Consider the following 16,997-nt stretch of genomic DNA (forward strand, 5'->3'; position numbering starts at 1 on the left):
TGGCCGCTACGCAGCCCTTTCGCGGCACAAGGCCGCTCCTACAAAGATCGCGCAAGGCTTGAGGTTAAATCGGAACTGTTCCGTGACATTGGGCCGCAATACACACGGGGATCTTCAATCCCCCACCCCATGCAACCGCAACGCCCGCTGAGCACATTCCTTCCAGCTCAGCTTGCGCCGCTCGGGCACCACCACGGGCCTCTCCGCCGCCATCACCACCGGCATATCCCGCATCCGTACCCAAGGCTCACTTTGCCAATACAACAGACTCGCCGTATGCCCACCCGGCCAGCACATCCTGCCCAGGCGCGGCAGGTCTTCCAGCGCCGAGTCCTGCCCATCGCGCAGCACCGCCACCACCTCGTGGGTCAGCCAGTGGCGCAGGTGGCGGTTTTCCGGAATGTGATGATGGGCCAGCAGGGTATAGGCCCCGGACTCGCTGACCATGGTGGTCTCGCTGTACTGGCCGTAGCGCAGCAGCTGCACGGTGCGATGCTGGTCCGGGTCGAGCTTGCGGATGCAGTGTTCGTCGAAGAAGCGTCCGGTCATCCGGCCGAGTTCGTGGGCGCAGAACCAGGCCTGGGATTCGAGCCAGAGGGTGTGGAGGGGACGGTTGTGGCGGGTGAAGAGGGTGGTGGAGTAGTGGTCCATGATGGGCTATCCAAAGTCAGGAGAGCCGTTTCTAACGGGAACGGGATTCCGCTGCGTGAGCGTTCTTAGCGCTTGGAGAAATTAGCGTGATTTGCTGGTGGTAAAAAGTGGCAAATCTGTAGGGCGTTTCTTGATTTGATATCAGATGTTTGAGGGCATTTGAGTGCTATTGCATGAGGGCCACCAAGTGTTCGCCGAAAGCCTTGTGGCGCCTATCAGATCGAGCGCCGCCCGCGCGGCGCATCGCGGCACAAGGCCGCTTCTACATCTGTTTCGGGCCAGTTATGCCTGTTAGCGGGGCGGCGCCTGCCTTGGTGCATGTCTTGAGTCATGTGGGGCGGGGGTAAGGCACACGCTGAAACCGCGTCGTGCCAACAAGGCGGACCAGGTGATGGCGCAGGAGAAACTGGCCCGAAACAGATGTAGGAGCGGCCTTGTGCCGCGATGCGCCGCGCGGGCGGCGCTCGATCTGGTAGGCGCTACAGGATCCCCGACGAACACCTTTCGACCCTCACGCAAACACTTTGAAAGCGAACGCAATAAAAAAGGCTGCCCGAGGGCAGCCTTCTGGAGTGGCCGGACAAATTAGTCCCAGCTCAGCGCCCCACCAGTCTGATACTCAATAACCCGAGTCTCAAAGAAGTTCTTCTCCTTCTTCAAGTCCATGATCTCGCTCATCCATGGGAACGGGTTGGTAGTCCCCGGATACTCTTCCTTCAACCCAATCTGGGTCAGTCGACGGTTGGCAATGAACTTGAGGTAATCCTCCATCATCGCCGCGTTCATGCCCAGCACGCCGCGTGGCATGGTGTCACGGGCGTATTCGATCTCCAGCTGGGTACCCTGCAGAATCATCTGGGTAGCCTCTTCCTTCATCGCGGCATCCCACAGGTGCGGGTTCTCGATCTTGATCTGGTTGATCACGTCGATGCCGAAGTTCAGGTGCATGGACTCGTCGCGCAGGATGTACTGGAACTGCTCGGCGACGCCGGTCATCTTGTTGCGGCGGCCCATGGACAGGATCTGGGTGAAGCCGCAGTAGAAGAAGATGCCTTCCAGTACGCAGTAGTAGGCGATCAGGTTGCGCAGCAGCTCTTTGTCGGTCTCGACGGTGCCGGTGTTGAACTCCGGGTCCGAGATGGCGCGGGTGTACTTCAGGCCCCAGGCGGCTTTTTTCGCGACCGACGGGATCTCGTGGTACATGTTGAAGATCTCGCCTTCATCCATGCCCAGCGACTCGATGCAGTACTGGTAGGCGTGGGTGTGGATCGCCTCTTCGAAGGCCTGGCGCAGGATGTACTGGCGGCACTCGGGGTTGGTGATCAGACGGTACACGGCCAGGGCCAGGTTGTTGGCCACCAGGGAGTCGGCGGTGGAGAAGAAGCCGAGGTTGCGCATGACGATGCGGCGCTCGTCTTCGGTCAGGCCGTCCATGCTCTTCCACAGGGCGATGTCGGCGGTCATGTTGACCTCTTGCGGCATCCAGTGGTTGGCGCAGCCGTCGAGGTACTTCTGCCAGGCCCAGTCGTACTTGAACGGTACCAGCTGGTTGAGGTCGGCGCGGCAGTTGATCATGCGCTTTTCGTCAACGGCGACACGGGCCGAGGAGCCTTCCAGCTCGGCCAGGCCTTCAGCGATATCCAGGGCGTCCAGCGCAGCCTTGGCGCGCTTGACGGCGTCGGAGTCGGCGGCGGTGGCGGCACGGGCTTCCAGGGCGGCGGCACCGCCGGCGCTGTCGAGCTTGTCGAGGGTGGTGGCGGCTGCGGCCTGCGCGGGGGTGTTGCCTTTGGCGGCGACTTCACCGTCTTCTTTGTCGAATTCGTCCCAGCTCAGCATGGTCCTGGCTCCTGCTAGAGGGTTGCGCGGGGCAACCGGTTGGATTTTGAAGTGATGCCTGTACGGCGCGACGCCAACAGGCGCTGCGGCAAGCAATGAGAGCGGGCTCTCGTCACGTTTGAAGGTGTTCGGGTCGGCGCCTGGCCTGCACTCGGGCGAGGGGGCAGGGCACCTGGAAGCTGTACGGCAACGATAAAACCTGCGGTGTGGCCCGGGGGGGCTTGCTTCACGCAGTCGATCATTGGCTCATCCCTTTTTGGGGCCGCGAAGTATACCGGAAATCACTTTGGATCGGGGCGGCGCAGGAGGCGCAAGGCGGTAAATTTTCGACCTGCATTACGTGCTTCCGTTCACTGGATACCGGTGGTTCGTCACGGGGTAAGAGTCTAGCCCTAAATGGGATTAGATCCTATATGTAGTGTGATTTTTTTTGTTTGGCGCTACATATGGTGTTTTGATCTTGGTCAGGGCCTAGGGGGTGTATTGCCTGTAGGGGCCCTATCGCGGGGCAAGCCCGCTCTCACGTGCCGTTCCCACGCACCGCTCCCGCAGGGGATGTCGGGGCGCAAAAAAATGCCGCCTCAGCCACCCGTGAGGGCGGTTGAGGCGGCATCTTCAGCTCAGCGCTGCGAAGGCCTTATTGGCAGGCTTCGCAATCCGGCTCGTCGATGGCGCAAGCCTTCGGTACCGGGGCAGGGCCCGCGGCCTGGACCGGGGCGCTGTCGCCGCCGCTCGACACGGCGTTGAGCTTGCCGGTGTTGATGGTCGACTTCTCGGTGCTGGTCGCGGCCAGGGCACGGAGGTAGTAGGTGGTCTTCAGACCACGGTACCAGGCCATGCGGTAGGTCACGTCCAGCTTCTTGCCCGAAGCGCCGGCGATGTACAGGTTCAGCGACTGGGCCTGGTCGATCCACTTCTGGCGACGGGAGGCGGCATCGACGATCCACTTGGTCTCGACTTCGAACGCGGTGGCGTACAGGTCCTTCAGCTCTTGCGGGATACGCTCGATCTGCTGCACCGAACCGTCGTAGTACTTCAGGTCGTTGATCATGACCGAGTCCCACAGGCCACGGGCCTTGAGGTCGCGGACCAGGTACGGGTTGATCACGGTGAATTCGCCCGACAGGTTCGATTTCACGTACAGGTTCTGGTAGGTCGGCTCGATGGACTGCGACACGCCGGTGATGTTGGCGATGGTCGCGGTCGGCGCGATGGCCATGATGTTCGAGTTACGAATACCTTTTTGCACGCGCTCGCGCACCGGTGCCCAGTCCAGGCTCTCGGTCAGGTCGACGTCGATGTACTTCTGGCCACGGGCCTCGATCAGGATCTGCTGGCTGTCCAGTGGCAGGATGCCCTTGGACCACAGCGAACCCTGGAAGGTCTCGTAGGCGCCGCGCTCGTCGGCCAGGTCGCAGGAAGCCTGGATCGCGTAGTAGCTGACCGCTTCCATCGACTTGTCGGCGAACTCGACGGCAGCGTCCGAGCCGTACGGGATGTGCTGCAGGTACAGCGCGTCCTGGAAGCCCATGATGCCCAGGCCGACAGGGCGGTGCTTGAAGTTCGAGTTACGCGCTTGCGGCACCGAGTAGTAGTTGATGTCGATCACGTTGTCGAGCATGCGCACGGCGGTGTTCACGGTGCGTTGCAGCTTGGCGGTGTCCAGCTTGCCATCGACAATGTGGTTCGGCAGGTTGATCGAGCCCAGGTTGCAGACCGCGATCTCGTCCTTGTTGGTGTTCAGGGTGATCTCGGTGCACAGGTTCGAGCTGTGGACCACGCCCACGTGCTGCTGGGGCGAGCGCAGGTTGCACGGGTCCTTGAAGGTCAGCCATGGGTGGCCGGTCTCGAACAGCATCGACAGCATCTTGCGCCACAGGTCTTTGGCCTGGATGGTCTTGAATACCTTGATCTTGTTGTACTCGGTCAGGGCTTCGTAGTACTCGTAGCGCTCTTCGAAGGCCTTGCCGGTCAGGTCGTGCAGATCAGGCACTTCCGATGGCGAGAACAGGGTCCACTTGCCGTCATCGAAGACACGCTTCATGAACAGGTCAGGGATCCAGTTGGCGGTGTTCATGTCGTGGGTACGACGACGGTCATCACCGGTGTTCTTGCGCAGCTCGATGAATTCTTCGATATCGAGGTGCCAGGTTTCCAGGTAGGCACACACGGCGCCCTTGCGCTTGCCACCCTGGTTCACGGCGACGGCGGTGTCGTTGACCACTTTCAGGAACGGCACGACGCCTTGCGACTTGCCGTTGGTGCCCTTGATGTACGAGCCCAGGGCGCGCACCGGGGTCCAGTCGTTGCCCAGGCCACCCGCGAATTTCGACAGCATGGCGTTGTCGTGGATCGCGTGATAGATGCCCGACAGGTCGTCCGGCACGGTGGTCAGGTAGCAGCTCGACAATTGCGGGCGCAGGGTACCGGCGTTGAACAGGGTCGGGGTCGAGGCCATGTAGTCGAAGGACGACAGCAGGTTGTAGAACTCGATCGCACGGGCTTCTTTATCTTTCTCTTCCAGCGCCAGGCCCATGGCCACACGCATGAAGAACACCTGCGGCAGCTCGAAGCGCACGCCATCCTTGTGGATGAAGTAGCGGTCGTAGAGGGTCTGCAGGCCCAGGTAGGTGAACTGCTGGTCACGCTCGTGGTTGATCGCCTTGCCCATGCGCTCCAGGTCGTAGCCTTTCAGCGCCGGGTCGAGCAGTTCGAACTCGACGCCTTTCTCGACGTAGGCCGGCAGGGCCTTGGCGTACAGGTCGGCCATCTCGTGGTGGGTGGCGCTGTCGGCGACATTCAGGAAGCCCAGGCCTTCGGCGCGCAGGGTGTCCATCAGCAGGCGGGCGGTGACGAACGAGTAGTTCGGCTCGCGCTCGACCAGGGTACGGGCGGTCATCACCAGGGCGGTGTTGACGTCCTTCAGGGCGACGCCGTCGTACAGGTTCTTCAGGGTTTCGCGCTGGATCAGCTCGCCATCGACTTCGGCCAGGCCTTCGCAGGCTTCGCTGATGATGGTGTTCAGGCGGGCCATGTCCAGGGGGGCCAGGCTGCCGTCGGCGAGGGTGATGCGGATGCTTGGGTGCGGCTCGACCACGCTGTCGGCGTTGGAGCGGGTGGCACGCTCCTTGGCACGCTGGTCGCGGTAGATCACGTAGTCGCGGGCGACTTTCTGCTCGCCGGCGCGCATCAGGGCCAGTTCGACCTGGTCCTGGATTTCTTCGATGTGGATGGTGCCACCCGATGGCATGCGACGCTTGAACGTGGCGGTGACCTGCTCGGTCAGGCGCGCGACGGTGTCGTGGATGCGCGACGAGGCGGCGGCGGTGCCGCCTTCAACTGCGAGGAACGCCTTGGTGATGGCCACGGTGATCTTGTCGTCGGTGTAGGGGACGACAGTGCCGTTGCGCTTGATCACGCGCAGTTGGCCGGGGGCGGTGGCAGCCAGATCCTGGTTGGATTCGGCCTGCGGCGCCTTGGCCTGCGGGTTCTCGCGAGTTGTGTCGGTTTGCATGGGTGGGTGTCTCCACAGTTTCTAGTTTGTTCAGGCGCCTTGTTGGGGCGCCCACCGTTCCGTCCACTTGCTCGATGGCCCGGGCGGGGAGGCGTCATGCACGCGCACACGCCCGCTCGGGCTTACCGACTTCGGGACAGACTCAGGAATAAGGGGCAATAACCTGCCGCTCCCTGGCCGAAGTCAAAGGTTCTGGGCGTACCCAAAATCTGTTGCTGATGAGTGGCAAGGCACCGCCTGCAACACTCATACCCGAACAAGGCCGTTTGCGGCTTGCCTCGGTCGCCCTCCGCAGGAGCGGTTTGGCTGTTGAAATCACGTTAAGTTCAGTCGGTAAATTCGCTTGAATTTGCCTGGCGACTTGTGTTTGTGATTTTGCGCGAAACCCAACATCTAGTGGTTCGCTGCGATAGGGATACAAGATAATGCGGTCTCGGGGGCTTTGCAAGGTGAGCACCTGTGGATAACTTGTGGGTACTTTGTGAGTGATCCGTGGGTATTCGCTGTAGCCCTTGTCCCAAGAGGTTTGCACTATTTTTTGTCTGTGCTACGCCGTCGCGCAGTTTTTTTCGGGCGCGCACCCTATCACAAAAAACGGTTCAGTCGAGGGCTGTTTGCGGTGGTTGGCAGGGGTGGGGGCGGGACGTAGTATCCGTGGCTGATGTTGCGCTTTGGTGAAGGTGGATTTTCGCTGGAATCAAAGGGTTGTACTGGCCTCATCGCGGGACAAGCCCGCTCCCACGTTGCCATACGAGGCCATGCGTGGGAGCGGGCTTGCCCCGCGATAAGGCCGGCACGGACAACACAAGGCCAGACAATAACCAGAAGAAGGGGAGGCCATGGACCAGCCAATCAACCGCATCCTCATCGTCGAGGACGACCAGCGCCTCGCCGAGCTCACCGCCGAGTACCTCCAGGCCAACGGCTTCGAGGTGGCGGTGGAGGGCGACGGCGGCCGTGCCGCCCGGCGTATCATCGACAGCCAGCCGGACCTGGTGATCCTCGACCTGATGCTGCCCGGCGAAGACGGTCTGAGCATCTGCCGCCGGGTGCGTGGCCAGTACGCAGGCCCGATCCTCATGCTCACCGCCCGCAGCGATGAACTGGACCAGATCCAGGGCCTGGACCTGGGCGCCGACGACTATGTGTGCAAGCCGGTGCGCCCGCGTGTGCTGCTGGCGCGCATCAACGCCCTGCTGCGCCGCAGCGAGGCCCCGGAGCGGCGCCAGGAACTGAGCTTCGGCCCGCTGCATATAGACAGCCGCCAGCGCGAGGCGCGCCTGAGCGGCCAGTTGATCGAGCTGACCGGCGCCGAGTTCGACCTGCTCTGGCTGCTGGCCAGCAACGCCGGGCGGGTGCTGTCCCGCGAGGAGATCTTCACCTCGCTGCGCGGCGTCGCCTACGACGGCCAGGACCGCTCAATCGATGTGCGCATTTCCAAGATCCGCCCCAAGATCGGCGACGACCCGATCACCCCGCGGCTGATCAAGACCCTGCGCAGCAAGGGCTACCTGTTCGTCGGCGAGGCGCCATGAATTCGATCTTCCTGCGCATCTATGGCGGCATGCTCGCGGTGCTGGTGCTGGTGGCCGTGCTCGGCGTGCTCAGCCTGCATCTGCTCAACGAAATCCGCGCCGGCCAGCACCGCGAGCGCCTGGCCCAGGGCACTTTCAGCCTGATGGCCGACAACCTGGCGCAACAGAACGCGGTGGAACGCACCCGTTCGCTGGTGATCTGGGAGCGCCTGCTCGGCGTGCCGCTGGACCTGCAGCCGCTGTCGGCGTTCACCCTCGACGGCGGGCAGCGGGCGCGGCTGTACCGCGACCTGGTGGTGGTGGAAAAGACCGGCCCGCATGCCGCCCGGGTGTTGCGCCGGGTTGGTCACGAGGATCTGTTGCTGGTGGCCGAGGTCAAGCAGATCAGCGAACAGCTGGCCCGCGCCACGCTTTACCTATTGGCCGACGAACTGGTGCGCTACCCGGTGACCGAGCAGCAGGCGCGTCTGGCGCAGCTGCGCCAGAGCAAGGGCTTCGGCTTCGACATCGCCCTGCAGCGTATCGAGCGCGCTGCCCTGGACGACGACCAGCGCCGCCGGGTAGAGGAAGGCGATACGGTGATGGCCCTGGGCAGGGACGGCGATTCGATCCGTGTGTTCTCGGGGCTGTCCGGCTCGCCCTGGGTGCTGGAGATCGGCCCGCTGTACCAGCTCAACCCGTATCCGCCGCAGTTGCTGATCCTGATCGCCTTCCTCGGCCTGTGCCTGATCGGGCTGGTGGTCTACCTGCTGGTGCGCCAGTTGGAAAGACGGGTGTCGGGCCTGGAGGTGGCGGCCACGCGTATCGCCCAGGGCAGCCTCGACACCCGCGTGCCGGCCGGCGACGCCGACTCGGTTGGGCGCCTGGCCGAGGCCTTCAACGGCATGGCCGAGCACCTGCAGCGCTCATTGACCATGCAGCGCGAGCTGGTGCGGGCGGTGTCCCACGAGTTGCGCACGCCGGTGGCGCGCCTGCGCTTCGGCCTGGAGATGATCGAGAGCGCCAGCACCGACGAGGCCCGGGCCAAGCACCTGGCCGGCATGGACGGCGATATCCAGGACCTGGACAAGCTGGTCGACGAGATGCTGACCTACGCCCGCCTGGAGCAGGGCGCGCCGGCCCTGCATTTCCAGGTGGTGGACCTGGACGAGCTGCTGGCACGGGTGATCGAGGAGCTGGCACCGCTGCGGGCCGAAGTGCGCGTGGTGCGCGGAGTGTGCCACGGGCTCGACGGTGGCGACGCCCGGGTCGAGGCCGAGCCGCGCTACCTGCACCGGGCCCTGCAGAACCTGGTGCGCAATGCCATGCGCCATGCCGAATCGCAAGTGCGGCTGAGCTACCAGATCGGCCAGCAGCGTTGCCGCATCGATGTGGAGGATGACGGCCCCGGGATTCCAGAAGGAGTGTGGCACCGCATCTTCACCCCGTTCACCCGTCTCGACGACAGCCGCACCCGGGCCTCGGGCGGGCATGGGCTGGGGCTGTCGATCGTGCGGCGGATCATCTACTGGCACGGCGGCCGCGCCCTGGTCGGGCACAGCGAGCAGCTGGGCGGGGCGTGTTTCAGCCTGAGCTGGCCGCGTGAGCAGCCGCGCGACTAGACGCTGATCAAGCTGAGCAGATGGCCGTTCTGCAAGCAGAACTGGCCATCGAGTTCGACGCCGTGGTGCCACTCGGCCGACAGGTCGGTGAGCAGGCGCAGGCGGGCATGGCCGTCGTCGGACCAGGCCAGCAGTTCGGCGTGCTCGAAATAGAAGCGCTGCCGGGTGAGCGGGTAGAGGGTCTTGAACAGGCTTTCCTTGAGCGAGAAGGTCAAGGTCACGGCCAGGGCCTGCTGGCTGTGGTCCAGGCGCTCCAGCTCGGCGGGCGTTAGGATCTCCCCGGCCAGGCGTTCGGCGCGCTCTTCGCTGAGCAGGGTTTCCTGGTCCAGGCCCAGGCCACGGCATTGGCCGTCGGCTGCGACAACCGCGGCGGCCCAGCCTTGGCCGTGGGTGATCGAGCCGTGGATGCCGGCGGGCCAGATTGGCGAGCGGTCTTCATGAGGGGTGGGAACGTAGCTTCGACCATCGAGAATCCGCAGTGCCTCGCGGGCGCAGACCCGACCGGCCAGGTACTCGGCCTGGCGCTTGGCCACCGAGCGTTGCAGGCTGGCGGTCTGCTCGATGCCGGCGCGCTGGAAGTCGTCGGCGGCCAGGCGGGCCGGGTCGAAGGCGCAGCTGACCAGCACCGCGCCGGGGACCGGGCGGGGCAGGGGCCAGTGGTGCTGGAGCGGGGCGCAGCAGGTGGGGAGTCTGTTCATGGCGGGTATTGTGCCAGCCTGGTGACTGGTGGTGGAGCAGATATTTGGGGCTGCTTTGCAGCCCTTTCGCGGCACAAGGCCGCTCCTACAAGGGCATGCGGTCTCCTGTAGGAGCGGCCTTGTGCCGCGAAAGGGCCGCAAAGCGGCCCCGGCGATCATCAGTCGAACGCGTCTTTCAAGAACGCCTGCATATCCTTCCAGGAGCTCTCATCAGCCGCCTTGTCATACCCGATATCCGGCCCGCCATGCCCCCCATGCCCCAACCGATCCGCATCCGGGTTGGTAAACCCATGCTTGGCCCCCGGAATCCCGACGAACTGGTAGTCGGCCTTGGCCGCATCCATCTCCGCCTTGAACGCCGCCACCTGCTCCGGGGTAACCATGCTGTCGGCCTCGCCATGCTCCACCAGGATCTTCGCCCGGATCACCCCGGGCTTGGCCGGTGTCTGGGTCACCAGCGCGCCATGGAAGCTCACCACGCCATCGAGCTTCTCGCCCCGGCGCGCCGCATCCAGCACCACCTTGCCGCCAAAGCAGTAGCCAATGGCCGCCAGCTGGTGCTTGTTGGTGTTGGGCTGGATCTTCAACAGCTCAAGCCCGGCATCGAAGCGCCGGGCAGCGGCTTTCGGATCCTTCATCGCCGCCGCCATGAACGCCTGGGCGTCGGCCGGGTGCTCGGTGTTCTTGCCGTCGCCATACATGTCGATGGCCAGGGCGTTGTAGCCCAGCGCCGCGAGGTCGCGGGCGCGGCGCTTGGCGTAGTCGTTCAGCCCCCACCACTCATGCACCACCACTACGCCCGGGCGCTTGCCCTCGATAGCGTCGTCATAGGCGTAGTAGCCGACCAGGCGCTTGCCGTCGGCATCCTGGTAGGGAATCTCGCGGGTCTGCACCGCCGCCTGGGCAAGGCTGGCGCTGCACAACAAGGCCAGGGCAAGCAGGGTACGCATGGTCGAGCTCCTTCTTCGGTTCGTTCAGCCAAGGTTCAGGCCGGGTTCAGCAGGGGTTCAGGGCGCCCTCCCTACTCTAGCCCCCAGACAGCAACAACGCATCCAACCCGGAGTACCTGAATCATGAAAACCCTCAACACCCTGATTGCCGCCATGGCCGTTTGCGCCGCCGGCCTCACCAGCGTTGCCCAGGCCGATGACAACTTCGCCAGCCTGACCTACGGCCAGACCAGCGACAAAGTCCGCAAGTCCGGCCTGCTGCAACGCAACACCGACGGCCTGAACGCCGACGGCATCATCGGCAAGGACAGCACCTGGGGCGCGCGCCTGGGCAAGATCAACGACCAGGGCCGCTACTACATCACCTACGACAACGTCTCGGGCGATCACAGCGGCGTCAAGCTGCGCCAGGAGAACCTGCTGGGCAGCTACGACCTGTTCCTGCCGGTGGGCGATACCACCAAACTGTTCGGCGGCGGCAGCCTGGGCATGACCAAGCTGACCCAGGATTCGCCGGGCGCCCGCCGCGACACCGACTACGGTTACGCCGTCGGCCTGCAGGCCGGTGTGATCCAGGAAGTGACCGACAACACCTCGGTGGAGCTGGGCTACCGTTACCTGCGCAGCAACGCCGCCACCGAGATCGGCGCCCACGGCGGGCCGAAGGACGGTACCCTGCGCCTGACCAGCAGCGCGCAGACCTACCTGGCGGCTACCTACAAGTTCTGAGGTCGCTGTTATCCTGTGCCGGCCTCTTCGCGAGTAAACCTGCTCCCACAGGTGGTGCACAACCCTGTGGGAGCGGGTTTACCCGCGAAGAGGCCGGCACAGGGCATTCCCATTGAAAGGAGATCCACATGAAATTGCTGGTGGTCGAGGACGAGGCGCTGCTGCGTCATCACCTGTTCACCCGCCTCGGCGAGGGCGGCCATGTGGTGCAGGCGGTGGCCAACGCGGAAGAGGCCTTGTACCAGGCCGAGCAGTACAACCACGACCTGGCGGTGATCGACCTGGGCCTGCCGGGCATGAGCGGGCTGGATCTGATCCGCCAGCTGCGCAGCCTCGGCCAGACGTTCCCGATCCTCATCCTGACCGCCCGCGGCAACTGGCAGGACAAGGTCGAGGGCCTGGCTGCCGGCGCCGACGACTACGTGGTCAAGCCGTTCCAGTTCGAGGAGCTGGAGGCCCGCCTGAACGCCTTGCTGCGCCGCTCCAGCGGCTTCACCCAGTCGACCATCGCTGCCGGGCCCCTGGTGCTTGACCTCAACCGCAAGCAGGCGACCCTGGACGAGCAACCGCTGGCGCTGACCGCCTACGAATACCGCATCCTCGAGTACCTCATGCGTCATCACCAGCAAGTGGTGGCCAAGGACCGCCTGATGGAGCAACTGTACCCGGACGACGAGGAGCGCGACCCGAACGTCATCGAGGTGCTGGTCGGCCGCCTGCGCCGCAAGCTCGAGGGCGACAACGGCTTCAAGCCGATCGACACCGTGCGCGGCCTGGGCTACCTGTTCACCGAGCGCTGCCGATGATCCGTTCGCTGCGGGTGCGCCTGATGCTGGCGGCGGCGTTGCTGGCGCTGCTGTTCATGCTGGCGCTGCTGCCGGCCTTGCAGAAGGCCTTCAGCCTGGCGTTGCAGGAGTCGATCGAGCAGCGCCTGGCCTCGGACGTGACCACCCTGATTTCGGCCGCGCGCATCGAGCGCGGCCAGCTGCAGATGCCGGCGCTGCTGCCGGACGAACGCTACAACCTGCCTTACACCGGTCTGCTTGGCTACATCTTCGACCGCCAGGGCTCGCTGGTGTGGCAGTCGCGGGCTACGCGCAACCGCAATATCAACTACCACCCCCGCTATGACGGGCGCGGCAATGAGTTCGCCCGCATCCACCAGGACGACGGCGACGAGTTCTTCGTCTACGACGTCGAGGTCAAGCTGCTCGGCGGCAAAAGCGCGGCATTCAGCATCGTCGCCCTGCAGCCGGTGCGCGAATACCAGGACACCCTCAACGGCCTGCGCGAGAAGCTCTACCTGGGCTTCGGCGCGGCGCTGCTGGCGCTGATGGTGCTGCTCTGGGCCGGCCTGACCTGGGGCCTGCGCTCGTTGCGCCGGCTCAGCTCCGAGCTCGACGATGTGGAGAGCGGGGCCAGGGATGGACTAAGTCGCGAGCACCCACGGGAACTGCTGCGCCTGACCGGCTCGCTCAACCGCCTGCTGCGCAGCGAGCGCGAGCAGCGTCAGCGCTACCGCGACTCGCTCGACGACCTGGCCCACAGCCTCAAGACCCCGCTGGCGGTGCTGCAGGGCGTTGGCGAGAGCATGGAGCAGGGCGACCGCGAACAGGCGCGGGTGCTGCAGAGCCAGATCGAGCGCATGAGCCAGCAGATCGACTACCAGCTGCAGCGCGCCAGCCTGCGCAAGAGCGGCCTGGTGAAGCACCAGGTCGAGCTCAAGCCGTTGCTCGACAGCCTGTGCAGCACCCTGGCCAAGGTCTATCGCGACAAGCGCGTCGAGGTCAGCCTCGATATTCCGGCCCTGGCACGGGTGCCGATGGAGCAGGGCGCCTTGCTGGAGTTGCTGGGCAACCTGCTGGAAAACGCCTACCGGTTATGCCTGGGGCAGGTGCGGGTCAGCCTGCAGCAGTCGCCGGGGCTGCTGCAGCTGTGCGTCGAGGACGACGGGCCGGGCGTGCCGCCGGATCAACGCGAGCGGATTCTCGAACGCGGCGAGCGGCTGGACCGCCAGCACCCGGGGCAGGGGATCGGGCTGGCGGTGGTCAAGGACATCATCGACAGCTATGACGCCGAGCTGAGCCTGGGTGATTCGCCGTTGGGCGGGGCTGCGTTCCGTATCGCGTTCCGACTCGATTGATTCTGCCTTTCCAGTGCAGGGGGCGGTGCGTGGGAGCGGGCTTGCCCCGCGATACCGGCGAAGCCGGTGCCATCCGGCCCGGGCCTCATCGCGGGGCAAGCCCGCTCCCACCGGAAAGTCCCACTGAATACCTCTGAGGCGGATTCCCGCCAACCTGCCCTGTACGATTTCCGCCATCGGGCGGAAATCCGCCATTTCCTACGTGGTTCTTCGCCCCGTCCCGGGGCATTCACACCCTGTAATCATTGGCTGTGCACCTCAAGCGGGCACTTTGGCATCGCCCTTGCTATTCAGCTGACAGAGGCCTGCCCAGGCACTCGCCCACAACGACAAATCCCTCCGGGTACAGGAGGGTTCGCGATTCAGGTGCCCCGACATCCTGGGAAGGATGCGCCGGCCCACTTGAGGAAAAACTAGCCATGACGACTCGTCAGCCGCTGTACAAATCGCTGTATGTCCAGGTGATCGTTGCCATCACCATCGGTATCCTGCTCGGCCACTACTACCCGGAAACCGGCGTAGCCCTCAAACCCCTGGGTGACGGCTTCGTCAAACTGATCAAGATGGTCATCGCCCCGATCATCTTCTGCACCGTGGTCAGCGGCATCGCCGGCATGCAGAGCATGAAATCGGTCGGCAAGACCGGCGGTTACGCGCTGCTGTACTTCGAGATCGTCTCCACCATCGCCCTGATCATCGGCCTGGTCGTGGTCAACGTGGTCCAGCCGGGCGCCGGCATGCACGTCGACGTCAGCACCCTGAACGCCAGCAGCGTGGCCGCCTACGCCGCCGCCGGCGCGCAGCAGACCACCGTGGGCTTCCTGCTCAACGTCATCCCCAACACCGTGGTCGGCGCCTTCGCCAACGGCGATATCCTGCAAGTGCTGATGTTCTCGGTGCTGTTCGGCTTCGCCCTGCATCGCCTGGGCAGCTACGGCAAGCCGGTGCTCGATCTGATCGATCGCTTCGCCCATGTCATGTTCAACATCATCAACATGATCATGAAGCTGGCCCCGATCGGCGCCTTCGGTGCCATGGCCTTCACCATCGGCCAGTACGGCGTGGGTTCGCTGGTGCAACTGGGCTACCTGATGGCCTGCTTCTACATCACCTGCGTGCTGTTCATCCTGGTAGTGCTGGGCGGTATCTGCCGCGCCCACGGCTTCAGCGTGATCAAGCTGATCCGCTACATCCGTGAAGAGCTGCTGATCGTGCTGGGCACCTCGTCCTCCGAGTCGGCCCTGCCGCGCATGCTGGCCAAGATGGAGCGCCTGGGCGCGAAGAAATCCGTGGTTGGCCTGGTGATCCCGACCGGCTACTCGTTCAACCTGGACGGTACCTCGATCTACCTGACCATGGCCGCGGTGTTCATCGCCCAGGCCACCGACACCACCATGGACATCACCCACCAGATCACCCTGCTGCTGGTGCTGCTGGTAGCGTCCAAAGGTGCTGCGGGCGTCACAGGTTCCGGCTTCATCGTGCTGGCCGCGACCCTTTCGGCTGTCGGCCACCTGCCGGTGGCGGGCCTGGCGCTGATCCTGGGTATCGACCGCTTCATGTCCGAAGCCCGCGCCCTGACCAACCTGATCGGCAACGCCGTGGCCACCGTGGTCGTGGCCAAGTGGGTCAAGGAGCTGGACACCGACACCCTGCAGGCGGAACTGGCATCCGGCGGCTCGCCGCTGATCGACACCCGTCCGACCGACGACCTGGGCGTGGCCGAAGGCCCGGCACGTTGATCGCGGTGTGAAATGAAGAAGGCGACCCTCGGGTCGCCTTTTTTGTGCCACTTGCATAAGCCTACCCCCCCCTGTAGGAGCGGCCTTGTGCCGCGAAAGGGCCGCAAAGCGGCCCCAGGATTTCAGCGTTGATGCAAGGATCGCCGGGGCCGCTGCGCGGCCCTTTCGCGGCACAAGGCCGCTCCTACAGGGAGGTGTCCGGCATCTACTCGACGCGGGTCTCGCCGCTGTACACCAGAATCTCCCGACACCGCCGGCACAGGTACCGCCGCCCCTGGCGCACCAGCTTGTGCCGCTGGGCGGTGAACGGGAAATCACTCTCCGGGCACGGACAGCGGTAGATGTAGCGCGTCGTCACCCGCCGCTGCACTTCATAGTTGTGGCAACGGTTCGGCGGCAGCTCGTACACCCCGCGCATGATCAGTTGCCACTCCTCGCCATGGGCCTGGATGCGCTCGCCGAACAACTGGTGGGCCACCAGATGGGCCACCTCGTGGGCCACGGTCTGGCGCAGGAAGTCGTCCTGGTTCTCGCGGTACAGCTGCAGGTTGAAGCGCAGCAGGTTCTCGTGCAGGTGGGCGACACCGGCTTTCTGGCCGCGCAGCTTGAAGCTGACCTGCGGGCGCGGAAAAGGGCGTTTGAAGAAGGTTTCGGCTTGCTGGTAACAGGTTTCGACGCGTTGTCTGAGCAGCTCGGGCATGGCGGGGCAGTTCTCCTGACCGGGCATTATGCCGCAGGCAATGACCGGTTGCCGAGCCGCCGGTCAGGCACACGAAACGAAGCCGCCTTGCGGCGGCCTCGGGTGATGCCCCAGTGTTGGTTGGATCTGATAGGTATGCGTTCAGTTGGTGTAGACGGGCCCCACGCCCAGTCCCCAGATGATCACGGTCGCGGCCATGATCGCCACCAGTACCACCAGGCCCACCGCCAGCACGGAGCTGGAGAACAGGAAGCCTTCATCCGACGGTATGTTCATGAACGTCGGCAAGCCGACATACAACAGGTAGACGGTGTAGCAGATGGCCGCCGTGCCGATCAGCATGCCGAGCCACAGGTGCGGGTACAGCGCCGCGAGGCCGCCGATGAACAGCGGGGTGGCGGTGTAGGTGGCGAAGGCGATGCACTGCGCCATGCTCGGGTTGGCGTCGTAGGTGCGCGCCATCCAGTGGATGAAGGCGCCCATCACCGCGACCCCGGCGAGCATCGCCAGGTACGACATGATGCTCATCCACAGCGCGCTTTCCATGGTCAGCATCACCGCTGGCCGCTCGCCGATCACCCAGCCGACCTGGGTGGTGCCGATGAACGCCGAGACGGCGGGGATCGCCGCCAGGATCAGCGTGTGCGTCAGGTACATGTGGCTGATGCTTTCTTCCTCGCCACGGATCTCCCGCCACTCCTGGTCAGGGTGGGTGAACAGCCCAACAACGTGATGAATCATACGGGTCACTCCTATCGTCGTTGCCAAACGCCCCCCGGATGGAGCGCCTATGGCCCGAGGCCAGGACACCAAGTGCTGCGCCAATGTGGCCTTATGTCGCAGTATAGGAAGCGGATCCCGGCACAAAACCGGCTTTTTAGAGCAAATTGCGCTGTCA

Annotated in this window: 13 protein-coding genes; 6 read left to right on the forward strand and 7 right to left on the reverse strand. The window is 64.4% G+C overall.

The features are described 5' to 3' along the window. Window positions 1-114 precede the first annotated feature (114 nt). From POF53_RS02505 to POF53_RS02515, 3 genes are all read right to left on the reverse strand, one after another. Window positions 115-651, reverse strand: coding sequence for a BRO-N domain-containing protein (locus tag POF53_RS02505; protein WP_203647707.1), 537 nt, complete (start codon window positions 649-651; stop codon window positions 115-117). Between the two features lie 585 nt (window positions 652-1,236). Next, entirely contained in the window at window positions 1,237-2,487 is a 1,251-nt protein-coding gene (locus tag POF53_RS02510) for a ribonucleotide-diphosphate reductase subunit beta (protein ID WP_050704266.1), read from the reverse strand. 637 nt (window positions 2,488-3,124) lie between these two features. Then, window positions 3,125-6,001, reverse strand: coding sequence for a ribonucleoside-diphosphate reductase subunit alpha (locus POF53_RS02515; RefSeq protein WP_203647706.1), 2,877 nt, complete (start codon window positions 5,999-6,001; stop codon window positions 3,125-3,127). Window positions 6,002-6,840: 839 nt separating this feature from the next. Between POF53_RS02515 and POF53_RS02520 the strand changes: the two genes are divergently transcribed. Together POF53_RS02520 and POF53_RS02525 are read left to right on the forward strand one after the other, a co-directional pair. Further along, the gene (locus POF53_RS02520; protein ID WP_475860983.1) at window positions 6,841-7,536 is read left to right on the forward strand and encodes a response regulator; all 696 of its coding nucleotides are present in this window, start codon (window positions 6,841-6,843) and stop codon (window positions 7,534-7,536) included. After that, the gene (locus POF53_RS02525) at window positions 7,533-9,137 is read left to right on the forward strand and encodes an ATP-binding protein (protein ID WP_232856689.1); all 1,605 of its coding nucleotides are present in this window, start codon (window positions 7,533-7,535) and stop codon (window positions 9,135-9,137) included. The genes POF53_RS02520 and POF53_RS02525 overlap by 4 nt, the downstream gene beginning before the upstream one ends. Here POF53_RS02525 and POF53_RS02530 read toward each other — a convergent pair. After that, on the reverse strand, window positions 9,134-9,835 hold the full coding sequence (locus POF53_RS02530) for a 4'-phosphopantetheinyl transferase family protein (protein ID WP_232856691.1): 702 nt from the start codon (window positions 9,833-9,835) through the stop codon (window positions 9,134-9,136). The two genes, POF53_RS02525 and POF53_RS02530, sit on opposite strands and share 4 nt — an antisense overlap. A gap of 158 nt (window positions 9,836-9,993) precedes the next feature. Next, a complete protein-coding gene (locus tag POF53_RS02535; protein WP_498966229.1) occupies window positions 9,994-10,785 on the reverse strand; it encodes a dienelactone hydrolase family protein in 792 nt (263 codons plus the stop codon). Window positions 10,786-10,908: 123 nt separating this feature from the next. On the opposite strand from POF53_RS02535, the gene POF53_RS02540 reads away from it, so the two are divergent. The 4 genes from POF53_RS02540 (at window position 10,909) to POF53_RS02555 (ending at window position 15,399) form a co-directional block, all read left to right on the forward strand. Further along, window positions 10,909-11,514, forward strand: coding sequence for an outer membrane protein (locus POF53_RS02540; RefSeq protein WP_050704272.1), 606 nt, complete (start codon window positions 10,909-10,911; stop codon window positions 11,512-11,514). A gap of 128 nt (window positions 11,515-11,642) precedes the next feature. Further along, window positions 11,643-12,320 carry a response regulator gene (locus tag POF53_RS02545; protein ID WP_028690933.1) on the forward strand — a complete coding sequence of 226 codons (678 nt, stop codon included), beginning with the start codon at window positions 11,643-11,645 and terminating at the stop codon, window positions 12,318-12,320. Next, entirely contained in the window at window positions 12,317-13,657 is a 1,341-nt protein-coding gene (locus POF53_RS02550) for an ATP-binding protein (protein ID WP_498966231.1), read from the forward strand. The genes POF53_RS02545 and POF53_RS02550 overlap by 4 nt, the downstream gene beginning before the upstream one ends. 419 nt (window positions 13,658-14,076) lie before the next feature. Continuing rightward, entirely contained in the window at window positions 14,077-15,399 is a 1,323-nt protein-coding gene (locus POF53_RS02555) for a dicarboxylate/amino acid:cation symporter (protein WP_110736363.1), read from the forward strand. Window positions 15,400-15,604: 205 nt separating this feature from the next. Here the strand turns inward: POF53_RS02555 and POF53_RS02560 are convergent, their stop codons facing one another. Continuing rightward, a complete protein-coding gene (locus tag POF53_RS02560) occupies window positions 15,605-16,099 on the reverse strand; it encodes a SprT family zinc-dependent metalloprotease (RefSeq protein WP_232856699.1) in 495 nt (164 codons plus the stop codon). A 141-nt stretch (window positions 16,100-16,240) separates the two neighbouring features. Continuing rightward, on the reverse strand, window positions 16,241-16,840 hold the full coding sequence (locus tag POF53_RS02565; RefSeq protein WP_028690929.1) for a Yip1 family protein: 600 nt from the start codon (window positions 16,838-16,840) through the stop codon (window positions 16,241-16,243). Window positions 16,841-16,997 lie beyond the last annotated feature (157 nt).

The sequence above is a fragment of the Mitsuaria sp. RG genome (assembly GCF_028369275.1).
In the GTDB taxonomy this organism is placed as follows: domain Bacteria; phylum Pseudomonadota; class Gammaproteobacteria; order Pseudomonadales; family Pseudomonadaceae; genus Aquipseudomonas; species Aquipseudomonas peradeniyensis.

What these genes read in the sequence shown, in the direction of transcription:
- POF53_RS02505 (WP_203647707.1), bottom strand. Translation starts at nt 651, where the DNA reads ATGGACCACTACTCCACCACCCTCTTCACCCGCCACAACCGTCCCCTC.
- POF53_RS02510 (WP_050704266.1), bottom strand. Translation starts at nt 2,487, where the DNA reads ATGCTGAGCTGGGACGAATTCGACAAAGAAGACGGTGAAGTCGCCGCC.
- POF53_RS02515 (WP_203647706.1), bottom strand. Translation starts at nt 6,001, where the DNA reads ATGCAAACCGACACAACTCGCGAGAACCCGCAGGCCAAGGCGCCGCAG.
- POF53_RS02520 (WP_475860983.1), top strand. Translation starts at nt 6,841, where the DNA reads ATGGACCAGCCAATCAACCGCATCCTCATCGTCGAGGACGACCAGCGC.
- POF53_RS02525 (WP_232856689.1), top strand. Translation starts at nt 7,533, where the DNA reads ATGAATTCGATCTTCCTGCGCATCTATGGCGGCATGCTCGCGGTGCTG.
- POF53_RS02530 (WP_232856691.1), bottom strand. Translation starts at nt 9,835, where the DNA reads ATGAACAGACTCCCCACCTGCTGCGCCCCGCTCCAGCACCACTGGCCC.
- POF53_RS02535 (WP_498966229.1), bottom strand. Translation starts at nt 10,785, where the DNA reads ATGCGTACCCTGCTTGCCCTGGCCTTGTTGTGCAGCGCCAGCCTTGCC.
- POF53_RS02540 (WP_050704272.1), top strand. Translation starts at nt 10,909, where the DNA reads ATGAAAACCCTCAACACCCTGATTGCCGCCATGGCCGTTTGCGCCGCC.
- POF53_RS02545 (WP_028690933.1), top strand. Translation starts at nt 11,643, where the DNA reads ATGAAATTGCTGGTGGTCGAGGACGAGGCGCTGCTGCGTCATCACCTG.
- POF53_RS02550 (WP_498966231.1), top strand. Translation starts at nt 12,317, where the DNA reads ATGATCCGTTCGCTGCGGGTGCGCCTGATGCTGGCGGCGGCGTTGCTG.
- POF53_RS02555 (WP_110736363.1), top strand. Translation starts at nt 14,077, where the DNA reads ATGACGACTCGTCAGCCGCTGTACAAATCGCTGTATGTCCAGGTGATC.
- POF53_RS02560 (WP_232856699.1), bottom strand. Translation starts at nt 16,099, where the DNA reads ATGCCCGAGCTGCTCAGACAACGCGTCGAAACCTGTTACCAGCAAGCC.
- POF53_RS02565 (WP_028690929.1), bottom strand. Translation starts at nt 16,840, where the DNA reads ATGATTCATCACGTTGTTGGGCTGTTCACCCACCCTGACCAGGAGTGG.